The organism is Streptomyces eurocidicus (assembly GCF_002891295.1).
Lineage (GTDB): Bacteria > Actinomycetota > Actinomycetes > Streptomycetales > Streptomycetaceae > Streptomyces > Streptomyces eurocidicus.
In genome coordinates this window covers 464,490-478,571 of record NZ_LGUI01000006.1, presented here as the reverse complement: position 1 = coordinate 478,571, position 14,082 = coordinate 464,490, and the positions used below count along the sequence as shown (strand labels likewise).

Annotated in this window: 13 protein-coding genes; 7 read left to right on the top strand and 6 right to left on the bottom strand. The window is 72.0% G+C overall.

Features of this window, described 5'->3' with window-relative positions; translation table 11 throughout:
• Nucleotides 1-98: 98 nt before the first annotated feature.
• Genes AF335_RS21325 through AF335_RS21315 form a run of 3 tightly spaced genes read right to left on the bottom strand, consistent with a single transcriptional unit; the run spans nt 99 to nt 2,995 of the window.
• The gene (locus AF335_RS21325) at nt 99-908 is read right to left on the bottom strand and encodes an SDR family NAD(P)-dependent oxidoreductase (RefSeq protein WP_102920022.1); all 810 of its coding nucleotides are present in this window, start codon (nt 906-908) and stop codon (nt 99-101) included.
• A complete protein-coding gene (locus AF335_RS21320) occupies nt 895-2,412 on the bottom strand; it encodes a class I adenylate-forming enzyme family protein (protein ID WP_102920021.1) in 1,518 nt (505 codons plus the stop codon). The genes AF335_RS21325 and AF335_RS21320 overlap by 14 nt, the downstream gene beginning before the upstream one ends.
• A gap of 1 nt (nt 2,413) precedes the next feature.
• Nucleotides 2,414-2,995: a chorismate pyruvate-lyase family protein gene (locus AF335_RS21315; RefSeq protein ID WP_102920020.1), complete on the bottom strand. Its 582-nt coding sequence runs from the start codon at nt 2,993-2,995 to the stop codon at nt 2,414-2,416.
• 340 nt (nt 2,996-3,335) lie between these two features.
• On the opposite strand from AF335_RS21315, the gene AF335_RS21310 reads away from it, so the two are divergent.
• A complete protein-coding gene (locus AF335_RS21310) occupies nt 3,336-4,232 on the top strand; it encodes a methyltransferase domain-containing protein (protein ID WP_102920126.1) in 897 nt (298 codons plus the stop codon).
• A 105-nt stretch (nt 4,233-4,337) separates the two neighbouring features.
• On the opposite strand, the gene AF335_RS21305 is transcribed toward AF335_RS21310, so the two are convergent.
• Nucleotides 4,338-5,624: a glycosyltransferase family 4 protein gene (locus AF335_RS21305; protein WP_102920019.1), complete on the bottom strand. Its 1,287-nt coding sequence runs from the start codon at nt 5,622-5,624 to the stop codon at nt 4,338-4,340.
• Nucleotides 5,625-5,917: 293 nt separating this feature from the next.
• Here AF335_RS21305 and AF335_RS21300 point away from each other — a divergent pair, with 293 nt between their 5' ends.
• Together AF335_RS21300 and AF335_RS21295 are read left to right on the top strand one after the other, a co-directional pair.
• Nucleotides 5,918-6,610: a response regulator transcription factor gene (locus tag AF335_RS21300; protein WP_102920125.1), complete on the top strand. Its 693-nt coding sequence runs from the start codon at nt 5,918-5,920 to the stop codon at nt 6,608-6,610.
• Complete coding sequence (locus tag AF335_RS21295) at nt 6,603-8,123, top strand: sensor histidine kinase (RefSeq protein WP_102920018.1); 1,521 nt, start codon at nt 6,603-6,605, stop codon at nt 8,121-8,123. The genes AF335_RS21300 and AF335_RS21295 overlap by 8 nt, the downstream gene beginning before the upstream one ends.
• Before the next feature lie 73 nt (nt 8,124-8,196).
• On the opposite strand, the gene AF335_RS21290 is transcribed toward AF335_RS21295, so the two are convergent.
• Nucleotides 8,197-9,264 (bottom strand): LLM class flavin-dependent oxidoreductase, encoded by a 1,068-nt coding sequence (locus tag AF335_RS21290; RefSeq protein ID WP_102920017.1) that lies wholly within the window; start codon nt 9,262-9,264, stop codon nt 8,197-8,199.
• A 197-nt stretch (nt 9,265-9,461) separates the two neighbouring features.
• On the opposite strand from AF335_RS21290, the gene AF335_RS34765 reads away from it, so the two are divergent.
• Nucleotides 9,462-9,617, top strand: coding sequence for a hypothetical protein (locus AF335_RS34765; RefSeq protein WP_170127768.1), 156 nt, complete (start codon nt 9,462-9,464; stop codon nt 9,615-9,617).
• A 122-nt stretch (nt 9,618-9,739) separates the two neighbouring features.
• Here the strand turns inward: AF335_RS34765 and AF335_RS21285 are convergent, their stop codons facing one another.
• Nucleotides 9,740-11,002, bottom strand: a complete 1,263-nt coding sequence (locus tag AF335_RS21285; protein ID WP_102920016.1) for an MFS transporter — start codon at nt 11,000-11,002, stop codon at nt 9,740-9,742.
• A 164-nt stretch (nt 11,003-11,166) separates the two neighbouring features.
• Between AF335_RS21285 and AF335_RS21280 the strand changes: the two genes are divergently transcribed.
• The 3 genes from AF335_RS21280 to AF335_RS21270 are packed head-to-tail and all read left to right on the top strand — an operon-like array spanning nt 11,167 to nt 14,079.
• Nucleotides 11,167-12,201, top strand: a complete 1,035-nt coding sequence (locus tag AF335_RS21280) for an ABC transporter substrate-binding protein (protein ID WP_102920015.1) — start codon at nt 11,167-11,169, stop codon at nt 12,199-12,201.
• A complete protein-coding gene (locus tag AF335_RS21275; RefSeq protein WP_102920014.1) occupies nt 12,191-13,309 on the top strand; it encodes a FecCD family ABC transporter permease in 1,119 nt (372 codons plus the stop codon). Before AF335_RS21280 ends, AF335_RS21275 begins: the two co-directional genes overlap by 11 nt.
• Entirely contained in the window at nt 13,306-14,079 is a 774-nt protein-coding gene (locus AF335_RS21270) for an ABC transporter ATP-binding protein (RefSeq protein WP_102920013.1), read from the top strand. Before AF335_RS21275 ends, AF335_RS21270 begins: the two co-directional genes overlap by 4 nt.
• Nucleotides 14,080-14,082: the final 3 nt, after the last annotated feature.

Below are 14,082 nucleotides of genomic sequence, written 5' to 3'. Positions count from 1 at the left end.
TCGCTGTGCCTGCGGCCTTTGCATGGCTCTGCACGGCAGTCGTAGCGACGACGGCTATGGCAGCCCCGTTTCTCCGCTGCGGCACCCCCTGAAGCCGGCTACCGAGACAAGGCGATGTCCTCGACAGTCAGGTAGCGGCCGGACAGGTCTGCCGCTGGACCCGTGGCCAGTTCGAGGACGGCGCTGACCGCTCGGGGGAGTGGAACGCTCCGCCCTGCTTCGATCTGTTCGCGGAGCCAGAGGGCGCGGCGTCGGCGCCAGGGGTCGGTGGAGTCGGTCTCGCCCAGTGCGCTCGTGGTGAGTCCGGTCGTCACGATCCCGGGATGCAGACTGAAGGCCAGGACTCCGTAGGGACGGGATTCGCTGGCGATGTTCTCGATGAACATGATGCCGGCGGCCTTGGCGACGGAGTAGGAGGACAAGGTGGGCCAGCGGCGCCGTCCCGCAGCGCTGCTGATGCTGATGACGCGGCCACCGCCATGACGGGCCATCAGCGGAATCACGGCGTGCACGGTGGCGACGGTGCTCAGCGTGTTGACGCGCACCGCCTCCCACCATTGTTCGACGGGGATCTCCCAGGTGAGGCCGATCGGGCCTTCCACACCGGCGTTGTCGATGAGGACATCGATGCGGCCGAAGTCGGCATAGATCTTCTGCATGGCGGTGGCAGCGGCCGCCATGTCACTGACATCGGCGCACACCGTCGAGGCCGGACCGCCGGGCTGCGCGGGCAGCGCCGCAGCGAGGTGTTCGAGCGCCGAGCGGGTGCGCGCGACAAGAGCCAGCCGGAATCCCCGTTCGGCACAGGCGGCGGCGATGGCCGCACCGAGTCCGCCGGTGGCACCGGTGATCACGGCAACAGGCGGATCACCGGCGACACTCTCATAGGTCCCGTCATCCGACGACATGGGGCGTGTCCTCCCGCTCGGGTGCGCCGTAGCGGCCGCGCAGTGCGGCACGGTCGAGTTTTCCGGTGGCCGAAAGGGGCAGCCGCTCGGCGAAGTCGATGGAGCGGGGCACCTTGTACCGGGCGAGCAGGCCGCGGCAGTGGCTGAGCAGTTCCTCGGCGTCCGGTCGGCTGTGGTGCCGGGGAACGACCACGGCGTGGGGGGCTTCGCCACGCCGGCGGTCGGCACGGGCGATCACGGCGGCGTCCTCGACCCCGGGATGAGTGCGCAGTGCGTCCTCGATCTCGGCGGGCTGCACACTGTACCCGCCGGTCATGATGGTGTCCTTGGACCGTCCGACGACGCGGACGCACTCGTGCGCGTCGCGGACCACCAGATCGCCGGTGCGCAGCCAGCCGTCGTCGTCGGTGACGGAGGCCAGCTGTCCGGAGCTCGTACGGTAGCCGGGGGTGACCTGGGAGCCCCGCACCCACAGTTCGCCGACCGTACCGGCCGGCACGGGGCGTCCGGGGGCCTGGGGGTCGATGACGCGGACTTCCAGGCCCGGCACCGGGATGCCGGCGCTGTCCCGGCAGGAATCAGCGGTGGGGCTCAGCCCCGCGCCGGTGAGTTCGGTCATCCCCCAGCTCTGCAGCAACTCCACGCCGGTGCGCCGGTGCCAGTCGCGGCGCAGATCGGCGGGCGTCTGCTGCCCCGCACTCAGGCAGCGCCGCAAAGCGGCCGGCCGCCACCGCCGACCGGCGGTCTCCAGCAGCCCGCGGTAGACGGTCGGCACCGCCTCGATGACGGTGACGTCGCGAGCGACCAGCTGCTCCAGCCACCAGGCCGGCTCGAAGGCGCGGGAGGAGGTCAGCAGCGTCGCCCCGGCCAGCAGTGTGGAGATCGCCGCGAGATGGCCGTACGTGTGCGCGAGGGGAATGGGGACGGCCACCACATCATCGGGATCGCGGTGCCGGCCGCGCCAGAAGCCGGCCGCGAGGTGGAGTGCCCGTTCCGTCTGGACCACGGGACGGCAGACGCCCGTCGATCCCGATGTATGCATGATCATGCAAGGGGTGTCCGCCCGCGTCTTCGCGGTCCCTGCCGCTCCGCGTGGACCGCGTACGACATGCCTTCCCGGCGCCACCACGATCACGTCCACACACAGCCGTCGCCCGGCGCACAGTTCCTTGATGTCATCCGACCGTTCCGGGCCGGTCAGCAGCGCCCGGGGGCGGACGTGCTCCAGCACGCGGACGATCTCGTGCTCGGTGAGCACGGCGTTCATCGGTGCCACCGCCGTGCCCGCCTTGTGGGCGGCGAGGTACGCGGCGAGCCAGGAACCACCGTTGGGCAGGAGGAGCGCGGCGCAGTCCTCCGGGGTCCGCACCAGTGGGCGGAGCGTGTCAGCCAGCGAGGAGGACCAGGCATCCAACTCGGCGTAGGAGTAGGCCGCGGTCTCGTCGAGGACGGCGACGCGGGCGCCGTCCGCGGCGAGGGCGTTGATCAGAGCGTCACGGAACATCTCAAGCACGCTCCCCGGCTGCCGCCGCCTCGGTCCGCATCCCGGGTGGAACGATCCGAGGACTGAACAGTTCGCGGATATACGTCCACGGCCTGTCGTCGGCGTTCAGGGTGTATGCCTTGAAGGCACAAGGCATGTCCGGGTCCTGAGGCCAGCTTGTCAGGCCGACTCGGCTGATCTGGCGGTTCATCGGCAAGCCCGCCGCGGCGAACGCGAACCCGATGGGGCGCGTACGATCCCGCATCGCCGTATCGATCCGTGCGTCCTGCCCGGCCCGCGCCGTCACGATGTTCACCGACACCACCTCACCGGTACGGCTGACCAACCGGGTACGGCGCACCAGGCACACATCGCCCGTCGCCAGGCGCAGCAGTCCGCGCGCGGTCGCCTCCACATGCTGCCCCGGCGCCATCTCGATGCCGTCCACCTCTGGTGTGAGGGCTGATTGTGTGAGCGCCTGGAGCAGGACGGTGGTCAGACCGTCACTGGCGAGCAGTATGCGGGTGACAGGCGACCGGAACCCCGAGAGGTCACCGGCGGGGAACCCATCGCGGGTGTCTGCAGGAGCAGTTGGGGGGCGCATCGTGTGCTCTCCGGAAAACGTCACTTGCACGGTGGCAGTTCTCCCATCGGAGAGTCGCTATCGGCTCCGTGCGAAGCCCGGTCCAGGAATAACGGCTCGATCCGCGCCCACTGCGCGTCAGTCAACGGCACAGCCAGCCCAACGACTGACTGATCCAAACGAAACTGCCGGATCCGCCGGACCCGGCTTTACGTCGTGATCGAAGGCGTTCGGTACGAGGTCGCGGCCGTAGCCGACAGTCCGGTCAGCGTGCTGTCCCACGCCTGGTGCGCCGGCTGTGTGAGACATCCCTCTCCCGTCGTCGTGGCGCTGGTGGCCCGGGGAGGTTGACCATGTGGTCATGACCTCCTCGCCCCGCCCGCCGCACGTCGTCGGCCGACCGGATCCGACCGGCGGGACTGCCGCGCTCGGTGGCGAGTCCGCTCCCGCCCGCGGGTACCTGCTGGACAACGCGCGCGCCGAGGCCGGTGAGCGATTCGTCTGGCTGGCCGAGCTGTTCGACGGTGTGACGCGCGGGCACTTCGATCGGCTGGGGGTCGGGGCCGGCTCGCGCTGCTGGGAAGTGGGGGCCGGTGGCCCCGGTATCCCGGAGGCGCTCGCGGCGGCCGTCGGTCCGACCGGGCACGTGCTGGCCACGGACATCGACCCGTCGTGGCTGAAGACAGGCGACGGGTACGAGGTGCGCCGGCACGACGTCGCCGCTGATCCGCCCCCGGAGCCGGGGACGTTCGATCTGGTGCACGCCCGGCTCGTGCTGGTCCATGTGCCCGACCGGGCCCGGGCGTTGGCCACGATGGCGGCAGCGCTCCGGCCCGGCGGCCGGCTGCTGATCGAGGACGCCGATACCGCTCTGCAGCCACTGGCCTGCCTGGACGACAGCGGCCCCGCGCAGCGGCGGGCCAACCGGCTGCGTGACGCGGTCCGGGAGCTGCTGGCGCGCCGCGGCGCGGACCTGCGCTACGGCCGGACGCTGCCGCGGGCATTGCGTGAGGCCGGCTTGGTGGATGTCGCCGCGGCGGGCTCTTTCCCGGTCGGCGGGCCGGCCTGCGACCGGCTGGAGGCGGCGACCATCCGGCACGTGCGCGGCGAGCTGCTCGCGGCCGGCCTGGCCGACGACGCCGAGATCGACGCGCACCTGGCCGCCCTCCACGCGGGCGGACTCGACCTGACACTCGCGCCGCTGATCTCGGCCTGGGGACGCCGTCCGGCCGAGCACCCTCCGGCACTCGGTCACTGACCTTGCGGGCGGCCTGGGCGCCGCGTCGCGGCCCGCAAGGTCAGTAGCGGGTCCGTCATGCGCCGGACGTGGCCGTCCGAACCGCCCGCGCCGACGAATGGACCCTCATCCCGCCGACGCTCGGCGCCTCTTCAGCACATCGCGGGCAGTGGAGCGCAGGGCGTGTGCTGTGTCGATCGTGCTGGTACGCGCTCGGTGTGCGATTTCCCCCACGGGACCGAGCGAGCGTCGTCCGGGGCCGAGACGAAGCAGGTCCTGGTAGAGACTCAGGTGACGCTCCGCTATACGCGCCGGGTCGAAGCGGGCCGAGTTCTTCAGGGCCGCCTCGCCCATGCGCTGCCGTAGCTTGTCGTTACCCACCAGTTCGAGTAGCGCGGCCGCGATGTCGCCGGGGTCACCGGGGCGGACGAGGCGTCCGTCGACTCGGTCCTTGATGATTTCGCGCGGTCCGGCGGGACAATCCGTGGAGACGACGGGGAGACCGCAGCGCATCGCCTCGACGATGGTCATGCCGAACGATTCATGGTCAGAGGTGGAAGCGGCGATGGAACCTTTCGCCCACTCCGCTTCCATCGGATTGGCCCTACCCATGAGCCGGACGCTGCGGCTCAGCCCGAGTTCACCGATCAGGGCGGCCAGGTTGTCCTTTTCGTTGCCGGTGGCGTCGCCACCGCCGAAAATTCGCAGCTGCCAGTCCGGGTAGGCGGCGACGACCTCGGAGAAAGCCCGGATGAGCAGGTCGTATCGCTTCACCGGATTGAGCCGTCCTGCCGCCACGACCACCTTGCCGGCGCCGTCGGCCGGTTCGACGCGGGCGGCGGGGACACTGTTCGGTATCGCCTCCACCCTCACCCCCGGCAGGCCGAGCCGCCGGTAGGCGCGCGCGTCGGCCTCGGTGACGGTGGTGAGGGCGTCCAGCAGCTGATAGCGGTGGCGTATCTCGTGCCGCATACGAAAGCCATGGCCCGAAAGGGTCAGGTGCTCCTGCCCCACTCTGATGGCCGAACCGTGCGCTTGGCGGGCGATGTGGACGTTCAGTCCCGGTCGGGTCCCGACGATCACATGGGCATCCAGCCCGGACAGGTACCGGCCGATACGTTCGTCCGTGAGGCTGCTGTACTGCTTGTGCCGCCCGTCGGCGCGGGGGAAGACCCTGGCGGGCCGCGCGTGGCGGGGATCCTCACCGTCGTAGTCCGCGGAGCCCGTGCGCATGTCGACCAGCGGGGTCAGGCGCACCTTGGGGGGTGCGCCCATGACCGGCACGTCACGGTGGCGGAGCACCGAGATGATCTCCACTTCGTTGTGCTCCGCCAGTGCCGCGGCCAGGTTGAACGTCGACCTGATCGTGCCGCCGATGCCGTAGGCGTTGTGGAGCAGGAAGGAAATGCGCATATGGCGGCACGCCTTTCGGTAGTGCAAAGGGTCTTCGATGAAAGGGCGTCGAAATGCGTGTACCTCGCTCGGCTTCAACGGCCCGGCGGAAGGTGCTTCCCCGATGCGGGATACGGGGCACCGATCCGCACTCAGCGGGAGGGACCGGCCGCGCCCTTTCCCGAATACGTTGATCACCTTGATCGGCCGGCCGGACCGCTGGTACATCACTATGCGCAGGTCATCCTTAACCGTTTCTGAAGCCTGCTGTGTGAGCTGCGGGGCGGGCGCCTTCGCGGTGCCATGCTGGCGTGGTGGACATTCTGGTGGTGGAGGACGATCCGGTGATCGCGACCGCTGTGCGGGACGGCTTGGAAGCCGAGGGGTACACCGTCACTCACACGGCGGACGGCTTGTCCGCGGTGGAGCTCGGTGGCACGGGCGGGTTCGCGGCCATCGTCCTGGACGTCATGCTGCCGTCGCTGAACGGATTCGCCGTATGCGCACGGCTCAGAGCGCTGGGTGTCGACACCCCGGTGCTGATGCTGACGGCAATGGACGAAGAGCTCGACGAGGCCCATGGCCTGGACACCGGCGCGGACGACTATCTGACGAAGCCGTTCTCCCTGGTCGTCCTCACCGCGCACCTGCGGGCCCTGATCCGCCGCAGTACCCGTACCGCCGCGGGCTCGGACCAGCAGGACGTGCTGCGCGCCGGTGATCTGTGGCTGGATGCGCAGGGGCGAACCTGCGGGCGTGGCGATGAGCGCATCGAGGTCACCGGCCAGGAGTTCGCGGTACTGGAAGTCCTGATGCGCGAGCCGGGCCGGGTGCTGTCGAAGGAGACCATCCTCGGTGAGGCATGGGACATCGCCTACCGGGGCGGGACGAGCATCGTCGAGGTGTACATCAGCCTCCTGCGCCGCAAGATCGACCACCCGTACGGCACCCGGAGCATCGTGACCGTCCGGGGGCACGGCTACCGCCTGGACGCCTCGCATGCCTGACCCCGCGCTCCGGATTCCCGGCCGGACGCTCCTGTGGTGGATGCGGCTGCCCACCCGGGCCCGTACCGCTTGTGCCGCGGGCGCTGCCGCCCTGGTCCTCGCCGGCGCCGGCGCGTGGTGGCTGCACCACGACGTCTACGCCACACAGATGACCGCTGCCCGCGGCCGCGCGTTGGCACAGTCCCGCGCGGTCTCGGCGGAGTTCGCCCGCATCCAGGCCAGGGACCGGGAAGCCACCAGCGACATCATCGACCTGTGGCCCGTGGTGATCATCGGCCCGAGTGGTCCATTCGAATCCTGGTTCCCCCAGGCGTTCCCCGACGCGGTCAGAACACTCCCGCCCGCGCCCGCGTCGGCGCGACCCGGTTGGGGGACCTTCGTGCCGGTCCACCTCGGCACGCCGGCCTCTTCCTGCCGGCAGAACCCCTCTCGCACCACGTCCGGGCAGCCGGTCACCGACTGCCTCTCCAAAGCCGAGGACCTGGCCGGACAGACCCTGGACATGGCCGTCACCAGCGTCGAGATCCACACCCCCGACGTCCCCAGCCCCTCGGCAGCCCCCGCCGGCCGTTACACCGTCTACGTCGCCGTCACCCGGACCGAGGCGGCCCAAGCGGCCGACGCGCTCATCCCGGCCCTGGCCGGCGCGGTCCCGCTGGCCGCTCTGATCGTCGCCCTCAGCGCCTGGGTGGCGACCACCCGCGCCCTGCGCCCCATCGAAGCCATCCGCACCCGCCTGGCCACCGTCGACCAGCCGGGCGCGGGCACCCGCGTCCCCGTCCCCGCGGCCGAGGACGAGATCACCCGCCTGGCCCGTACCACCAACGACACCCTCGACATCCTCGATGCCCACGCCCACCGGCAACGCCGTTTCATCGCGGATGCCGCCCACGAACTACGCAGCCCCGTCACCGGCCTGCGTGCCACCCTCGAAGTCGCCCTCACCCACCCCCGACGGCCTGGCGCCCTTACCAACGCCCTTCAGGCCGCGACCAGACTGCAGCACCTTGTCGAGGACCTCCTCACCCTCGCCCGCCTCGACAACACCCCCACGCCACCAGCGACCAGGACACGGGTAGACCTCACCGACCTCGTCCGAGAACTCCTCCTCGAAATTCCTCACACCCGACCCGGAGCCACCCCCCACCTCACCCTCCACGCTCCTGACGCCCCCCTCGACGTCCCTGGCGACCGCGACCAGCTACGCCGCCTGCTGCGTAACCTCCTCGACAACGCGGCCCGCCACGCCCGCACCCAGGTCACCGTCACTCTCGACTCCCGGCCTGGATGGGTGGAATGCACGGTGCACAACGACGGCGACCCCATCCCTGAAGCAGACCGTGAACGCATCTTCGAGCGCTTCACCCGCCTCGACGAAGCACGCACCCGCGACACCGGCGGCAGCGGCCTCGGTCTTGCCATCGCCCGGGACATCACTCACCACCACCGAGGAACCCTGACCGCCACGCCGACCGGTCGAGGCGCGGCCTTCCTCCTCCGACTCCCCGGCTAGGCCGTTCTTTCGGCTCAGTGTGCTGACCAGAGGGAGCCGCCTGCGAGGCGTGGAGTCCGGCGAGGTGGACGGCTCAGGTGAGGAGTTTCGCGAGCCGGGCCATCTCGGTGGGTGGGTCGATCACCGGCTGGATGAGGAGTTCGTCGACGCCGGCCTGTTCCAGGGTGGTGATGCGGGTGAGGAGGTCGTCGCGGGTGCCGACCAGGGCCAGGGTGTTCATCAGCGAGGGCAGGACCAGGTCCCGGTCCTGCGGTGCGATGCGTCCGAGGTAGTTGGGGTAGAGCTTGGTGTGCCGGTCCGGCGCGGTGGCGGTGGTGCCGCGCCGGTCGAGGAGCCGCCGCACCGCCTCGCGTTCCTCGGGGCCGAGCTGTTCGGCGAAGGCGGGTGTGTCGGCGGCCGTGTCGGCGGCGAAGGCCAGCAGTGACAGGACGAGGTGGCCCGTCGCGTCCCGGGCCGCGTCGCCGTGGGGGTCCTCGTCCTCGTCGAGCAGGTGGAGCGCGGTGACCACGTAGGAGCCCGTGTGGGAGCCGGGGTCGCGGGGTGTGCCCTGGGCGGCGTGGCGGCGGGTGTCGTGCATCGCGTGCCAGGCGGTGGGGTCCAGCAGTCCGAAGGAGATGAGGCCGGTGCCACGGCGGCCGGCGACGGCGGCGGCCTTCGGTCCGAGCAGCGCGGCCACGACGAACTCGATCGGGTCGGTGGTGTTCACGTGCGCCCCGGCGTGCAGGAACCGGATGTCGCGGACCCGGTCACCTTCGCGGTACTCGGTCGGACGTCCGGCGCACAGGTCCTGCAGTGCGGCGGTGAAGTCCTCCAGCCTGGCCGCCGTGGTCGGCCGCATGCCCAGGGTGCGCCGGGCGGTGTTTCCGGTGCCGACCGCGCAGACGATCCGGCCCGGTGCCAGGGCGTTGAGGCTGGCGAGCCCGCTCGCGGCGGCCGGGGCCGAGCGCAGCGCCGGTGAGGTCACGCCGATGCCGAGCCTGATACGGCTGGTGGCCTTCGCGCACAGGCTCAAGGCGACGAAGGGGTCGCCGTGGACCATCGGGGTGTCGTTGACCCAGAAGCTGTGCAGGCCCAACTCCTCGGCCCGCGCGGCGAGGTCCTCCACACCGGGCTCCGCGGCGACAACGACGCCTGCGCGCATCAAGACCTCCAAGGTGTGAGGGTCGAATCGAACCCGCTCAGCATGGCAGGTCCCGGCGCAGGCCGCTGCGGCCCCGCAGATCACTCTGGCCCGGCCGGGTACCCGGGGCGCCGGCGCCTTCGCGGTGCGTACCGCAGTCCCCGCCGCTGCACGACACCACGGTCTTCCGGCTGGAGGCGGCACTGGCCGACGGGGCCGTGTCGACCACGCTCACCACACAGGTCGGCGTCATCCGCCCGCACCTGAGCCTCGACGACCTCGTCGCGCGCGGCGGCGTCCACCTCCTCGGAACGTCCGAGGACACGCTGAGCCTGACCTGGATACCGATGGGAGGCGGCCGGCTGAGCTCGTAACGGGGTCCGGGACCCGCGGTGGTCCGGTGCTGACTTCGGGCCTCAAGATGAGGAAAACCGCTGGTCCTGGCCCTGGGGAGGGCCCCGGCGGGGCCCTCGCGTGCCCCGCCGTGCCCCCCGCGTCAGTCCGTCGCCGCCGGGGCCGTACGCGCGAAGTGGCGGGCGGTGGGCACCAGCGCCGCCGCGGCCGGTACGAGGAAGCAGGCGGCGGCGCACACGGCGAGGACGGGGGTGACCCCGAACGCGTCGATGGCCGGGGCGATCAGGGCCAGGCCGACCGGCGCCAGGCCGTAGGAGACCAGGAAGTCCAGCGAGGAGACGCGGGCCAGCTTCTCCGGGGCGACCTCGCGCTGGGTGGCCGTGAACCAGGGCACGTTGAACAACTCGATGCCGATCCCGGCGACGGCGTACGCGGCGACGACCACGACCGGGTGCACGGGCAGCACCAGGCTCAGCGGCGCGACGCCGTACGCGGCCAGCCCGGCGAAGGCCGCCCAGCCCTGGGAGCGCGGCCGTAGGCGGGCGATGACCAGGGCCCCGCCGAGCGCGCCCACGGTGTACGCGGTCATGGCCGCGGCCAGCACCCACTCGGTGTCGTAGCGGTCCCGGCTGATCAGGGGCAGGGCGACGCTGGTGGCGGAGTAGCCGAGGGCGATGACGGCGACGAGGGCGGCGAGCCCGGCGAGGAACCAGGGGTGGCGGCGCGCCTCGCGTATCCCCTCGAGGAATTCGGCGCGGAAGCCGGCGCGCGGGGCGGGCTCCGCGGCGGGGTTCGCGGTGGCGTCCCCCCTGCCCGGGACGAGCGCGGCGACCAGCCAGAGCAGGCCGATGCCGAGCAGGAGCGTCGGGACGTCGAGGAAGGCCGCGAGCAGCGCGGTCAGGGCGGGTCCGGTGAGCGTGGCGCTGCGTACCGCCATGGTCATGGCGGCGTTGGCCTGCTGGCGGCGCTCGGGGGCGACGGTCTCGGCGGTGAGCGCCTGGAACGCCGGACGGCAGGCGCCCTGGCCGGCGCCCGCGAGGGCGGCGGCGGCCGCCATCAGCACGAGCGAGCGGCCGAGGCCGGCGGCGAGGAGGGGCGCGGCGACCGCGGCCGCGAGGGCCGACCAGAGGACGACCGCGCGGCGGGAGTGCCGGTCGGCCAGCACACCGCCGACGGCGACGGCGACGAGGAAGCCGGCGGTGCGTGCGGCGAGGACCAGGCCGAGGCCGGCGGCGCCGAGGTCGCGGTGGAGGACGGCGAGTCCGAGGACGAAGGGCAGGGCCCAGGTCGCGAGGCCGGAGGCGGTGGTGCCCGCCCACAGGCGCAGGAACGCGGTGTCGCGGAGGACCGAACGCGGGGGCGGGGCATCGGTCTTGGCCGCGGTCGGCGCGGGTGTGGTCGGCACGGTGTGGTTGCTCCTCGGGGGTGGGGTGGCGGTGCGGCGGACCGCACCCGGATTCATTAATGAAAATGAATACCATTACAGTACCCTTCGAACGCGGCACTCCTGCCCGGTGCACGACAACACCCACGCCTTCCTCCCGCCTCCCCCCCCAGACCGGAGAACCCATGCGCCACCCAGCCCGCCTCGGCATCGCCCTGACCATCGCCCTCGCCACCGCGGGCTGCTCCACGGCAGCCGGCGACGGCTCCAGGACGGACGCCGGGCCCGGCGCCCGGGCCTCCGCCCCGGCGGCCTCCGTCACCAGCTGCGGCCGCCAGGTGTCCGTCGCGGGGCCCCCGAAGCGGGCCGTCGCCCTGGACCAGACCTCGACCGAGACCCTGCTCGAACTCGGGCTCCAGGACCGGATGGCGGGAACGGCCAACCTCAAGACGAAGATCCCCGCCCAGTACGAGGCCGCGTACGCCAAGGTCCCGGTCATCGCCCCGAAGATCGCCACCGGCGAGCAACTGCGCGCCGCCGGACCCGACTTCGTCGTCGCCGGCTCCACGGACCTCTACACCAAGGACCGCGCCGGCACCCGCGAGGAGCTGGCCTCCCTCAAGGTCCCCACCTTCGTCAGCGCCGTCGACTGCCCGCAGCGGAACCCGGCCGGCAAGACCCCCTTCGAGCTGCTCTTCTCCGACTACGAGAACCTGGGCAAGGTCTTCGGCACCGAGCAGCGGGCCCGTAAACTCGCCGCCGACCAGCGCGCGGCGGTCGCCGAGGCCGGGGAGAACGCCGCCAAGGTTCCCCGGGGCGACGACCGGCCCACCGTGGTCTACCTCTACTCCGTCTTCAACGGCATGCCGTACGTGGCGGGCAAGAGCGGCCTGCCCAGCGAGATGAGCCGGATCATCGGCGCGAAGAACGCCTTCGACGACGTGAACGAGGACTGGCCGGAGGTCTCCTGGGAAGAAGTCGCCGAGCGCGACCCCGACTTCATCGTGATAGGCGACCTGTCCGAGCGCGGACGGCCGGGCGACAGCGCCGCCGAGAAGCGCGCCGCGATGACCGGGCACCCGGTGGTGTCCAAGCTCGCGGCGGTCCGTGACAACAAGATCCTTGAGGTGCCGGGCATCGAGCTGGACCCGTCCGTGCGCTCGGTGCACGCCCTGGGACTGCTGGCCAAGGGGATGAAGGACCTCGGCTATGCCCGCTGAGCCGGTAGCCCGGGCGGGGGCGGTGGACCTCCTGCTTCCGGCGGCCCGCGGGCGGGTGGTGACGGAGGGCCCCGCCACCACCCCGCGGTCCGGCCGGTCCGCCGCGACCCGGGCGGTCCTCTTCCTCCTCGCCGCGCTCGCCCTGGCGGGCTCGGTCACGGCGGCCGTACGCATCGGCACCGCCGACGTGGGCTGGACCGACCTCGCCCGCGTCCTCGGCACCCGTCTCGGCCTGGACGTGGAGCCGTTGCCCCCATTGGTGGACTCCCTCATCTGGGACCTCCGGCTGCCGCGCGTGCTGATGGCCGCCCTCGTCGGCGCCTCGCTCGCCGTGTGCGGCACGGTGCTCCAGGCGGTCACCCGCAACGCGCTCGCCGACCCCTACCTGCTCGGCGTCTCCTCGGGCGCCTCCACCGGAGCCGTCGCCGTGATCGTCCTCGGCGTGGGCGCGAGCGCGCTCGGGGTCACCGGCGGCGCGCTCGCCGGGGCGCTGCTCTCCTTCGGGCTGCTGCTGGCGCTGCTGCGGCGCACCGGTCTGGACTCGGCCCGTATCGTCCTCACCGGCGTGGTCGTCGGCCAGCTCTTCACCGCGCTGACCTCGCTCGTCCTGATGGCCTCGGCGGACGCGGACACCACGAGGGCCGTCACCCACTGGCTGCTGGGCTCGATGGCGCCGGCACGCTGGAACACCGTCGTGGTCTGCGCGATCGTCACCCCGCTGGGGCTGCTGGCCGCGTGGCTCCGCTCGAACGCCCTCGACGGGCTCGCGTTCGGCACCGACACCGCCGCGTCCCTCGGGATCGGCGTCCGGCGCACACGGATGCTGCTGCTCGTGGTCACGGCCACACTGACCGCGGTGGCGGTGGCCACCGTCGGCGCCATCGGTTTCGTCGGGCTGATCGTCCCCCACGGCGTGCGGTTCCTCGTCGGGCCGCCGCACCGGGTGCTGCTGCCGTACGCGGCGCTCGCGGGCGCGGTGTTCCTGGTGTGGACGGACGCGCTGGCGCGGATCGCCTTCGCGCCCCGCGAGGTCCCCGTGGGCGTGCTCACCGCGCTGCTCGGCGTGCCGCTCTTCCTCCTCGTCCTGCGCAAGAGAGGTGAACTGTGAGGATCACCGCCGAAGAGCTGAGCTGGTCGGTGGCGGGCACCCCGGTCGTACGCGACGTCAGCGCGGACATCGCCCCCGGCGAGACGGTCGGACTGCTCGGCCCCAACGGCTCGGGCAAGTCCTCGCTGCTGCGCTGCCTGGCCGGCCTGCGGACCCCCGACACGGGCACGGTCCGCTACGACGGCGAGCCCGTACGGGACTGGAGTGCCCGCCGGATCGCCCGCCGTGTCGCCTTCGTCGAACAGGACTCGGGCGCGGACAGCGATCTGCGGGTCGCCGACGTCGTCGGGCTGGGGCGGACCCCGTTCCGGGACCGCTGGCGCGGACCGGACGCCACCGACCGGGCGGTGGTCGCCGCCGCGCTGGAACGCGTCGGACTCACCGCGCTCGCCGACCGCTCCTGGAAGGCCCTGTCGGGCGGCGAACGGCAGCGCGCCCACATCGCCCGCGCGCTGGCCCAGCAGCCGTACGGACTCCTGCTCGACGAGCCCACCAACCACCTCGACGTGAAACACCAGCTGGAACTGATGCGACTGCTGACCGGTACCGGGCAGACGGTCCTGGTCGCGCTGCACGACCTGTCGCTCGCCGCCCGCTACTGCGACCGGCTGCTGCTCCTGCACCACGGCCGCCTGATCGCCTCCGGCACCCCCGCCGCGGTCCTGACCGCCGAGCGGCTCGCCGAGGTCTTCGAGGTGGACGCCGAACTCACCACCGACGCCTTGGGGCACCCCGTGGTCACATACCGCGGACCGCTCGACGCCCCGTAAGCC

Coding starts and splice junctions, on each gene's coding strand:
- AF335_RS21325 (WP_102920022.1), bottom strand. CDS start 908: ATGTCGTCGGATGACGGGACCTATGAGAGTGTCGCCGGTGATCCGCCT.
- AF335_RS21320 (WP_102920021.1), bottom strand. CDS start 2,412: ATGTTCCGTGACGCTCTGATCAACGCCCTCGCCGCGGACGGCGCCCGC.
- AF335_RS21315 (WP_102920020.1), bottom strand. CDS start 2,995: ATGCGCCCCCCAACTGCTCCTGCAGACACCCGCGATGGGTTCCCCGCC.
- AF335_RS21310 (WP_102920126.1), top strand. CDS start 3,336: ATGACCTCCTCGCCCCGCCCGCCGCACGTCGTCGGCCGACCGGATCCG.
- AF335_RS21305 (WP_102920019.1), bottom strand. CDS start 5,624: ATGCGCATTTCCTTCCTGCTCCACAACGCCTACGGCATCGGCGGCACG.
- AF335_RS21295 (WP_102920018.1), top strand. CDS start 6,603: ATGCCTGACCCCGCGCTCCGGATTCCCGGCCGGACGCTCCTGTGGTGG.
- AF335_RS21290 (WP_102920017.1), bottom strand. CDS start 9,264: ATGCGCGCAGGCGTCGTTGTCGCCGCGGAGCCCGGTGTGGAGGACCTC.
- AF335_RS21280 (WP_102920015.1), top strand. CDS start 11,167: ATGCGCCACCCAGCCCGCCTCGGCATCGCCCTGACCATCGCCCTCGCC.
- AF335_RS21275 (WP_102920014.1), top strand. CDS start 12,191: ATGCCCGCTGAGCCGGTAGCCCGGGCGGGGGCGGTGGACCTCCTGCTT.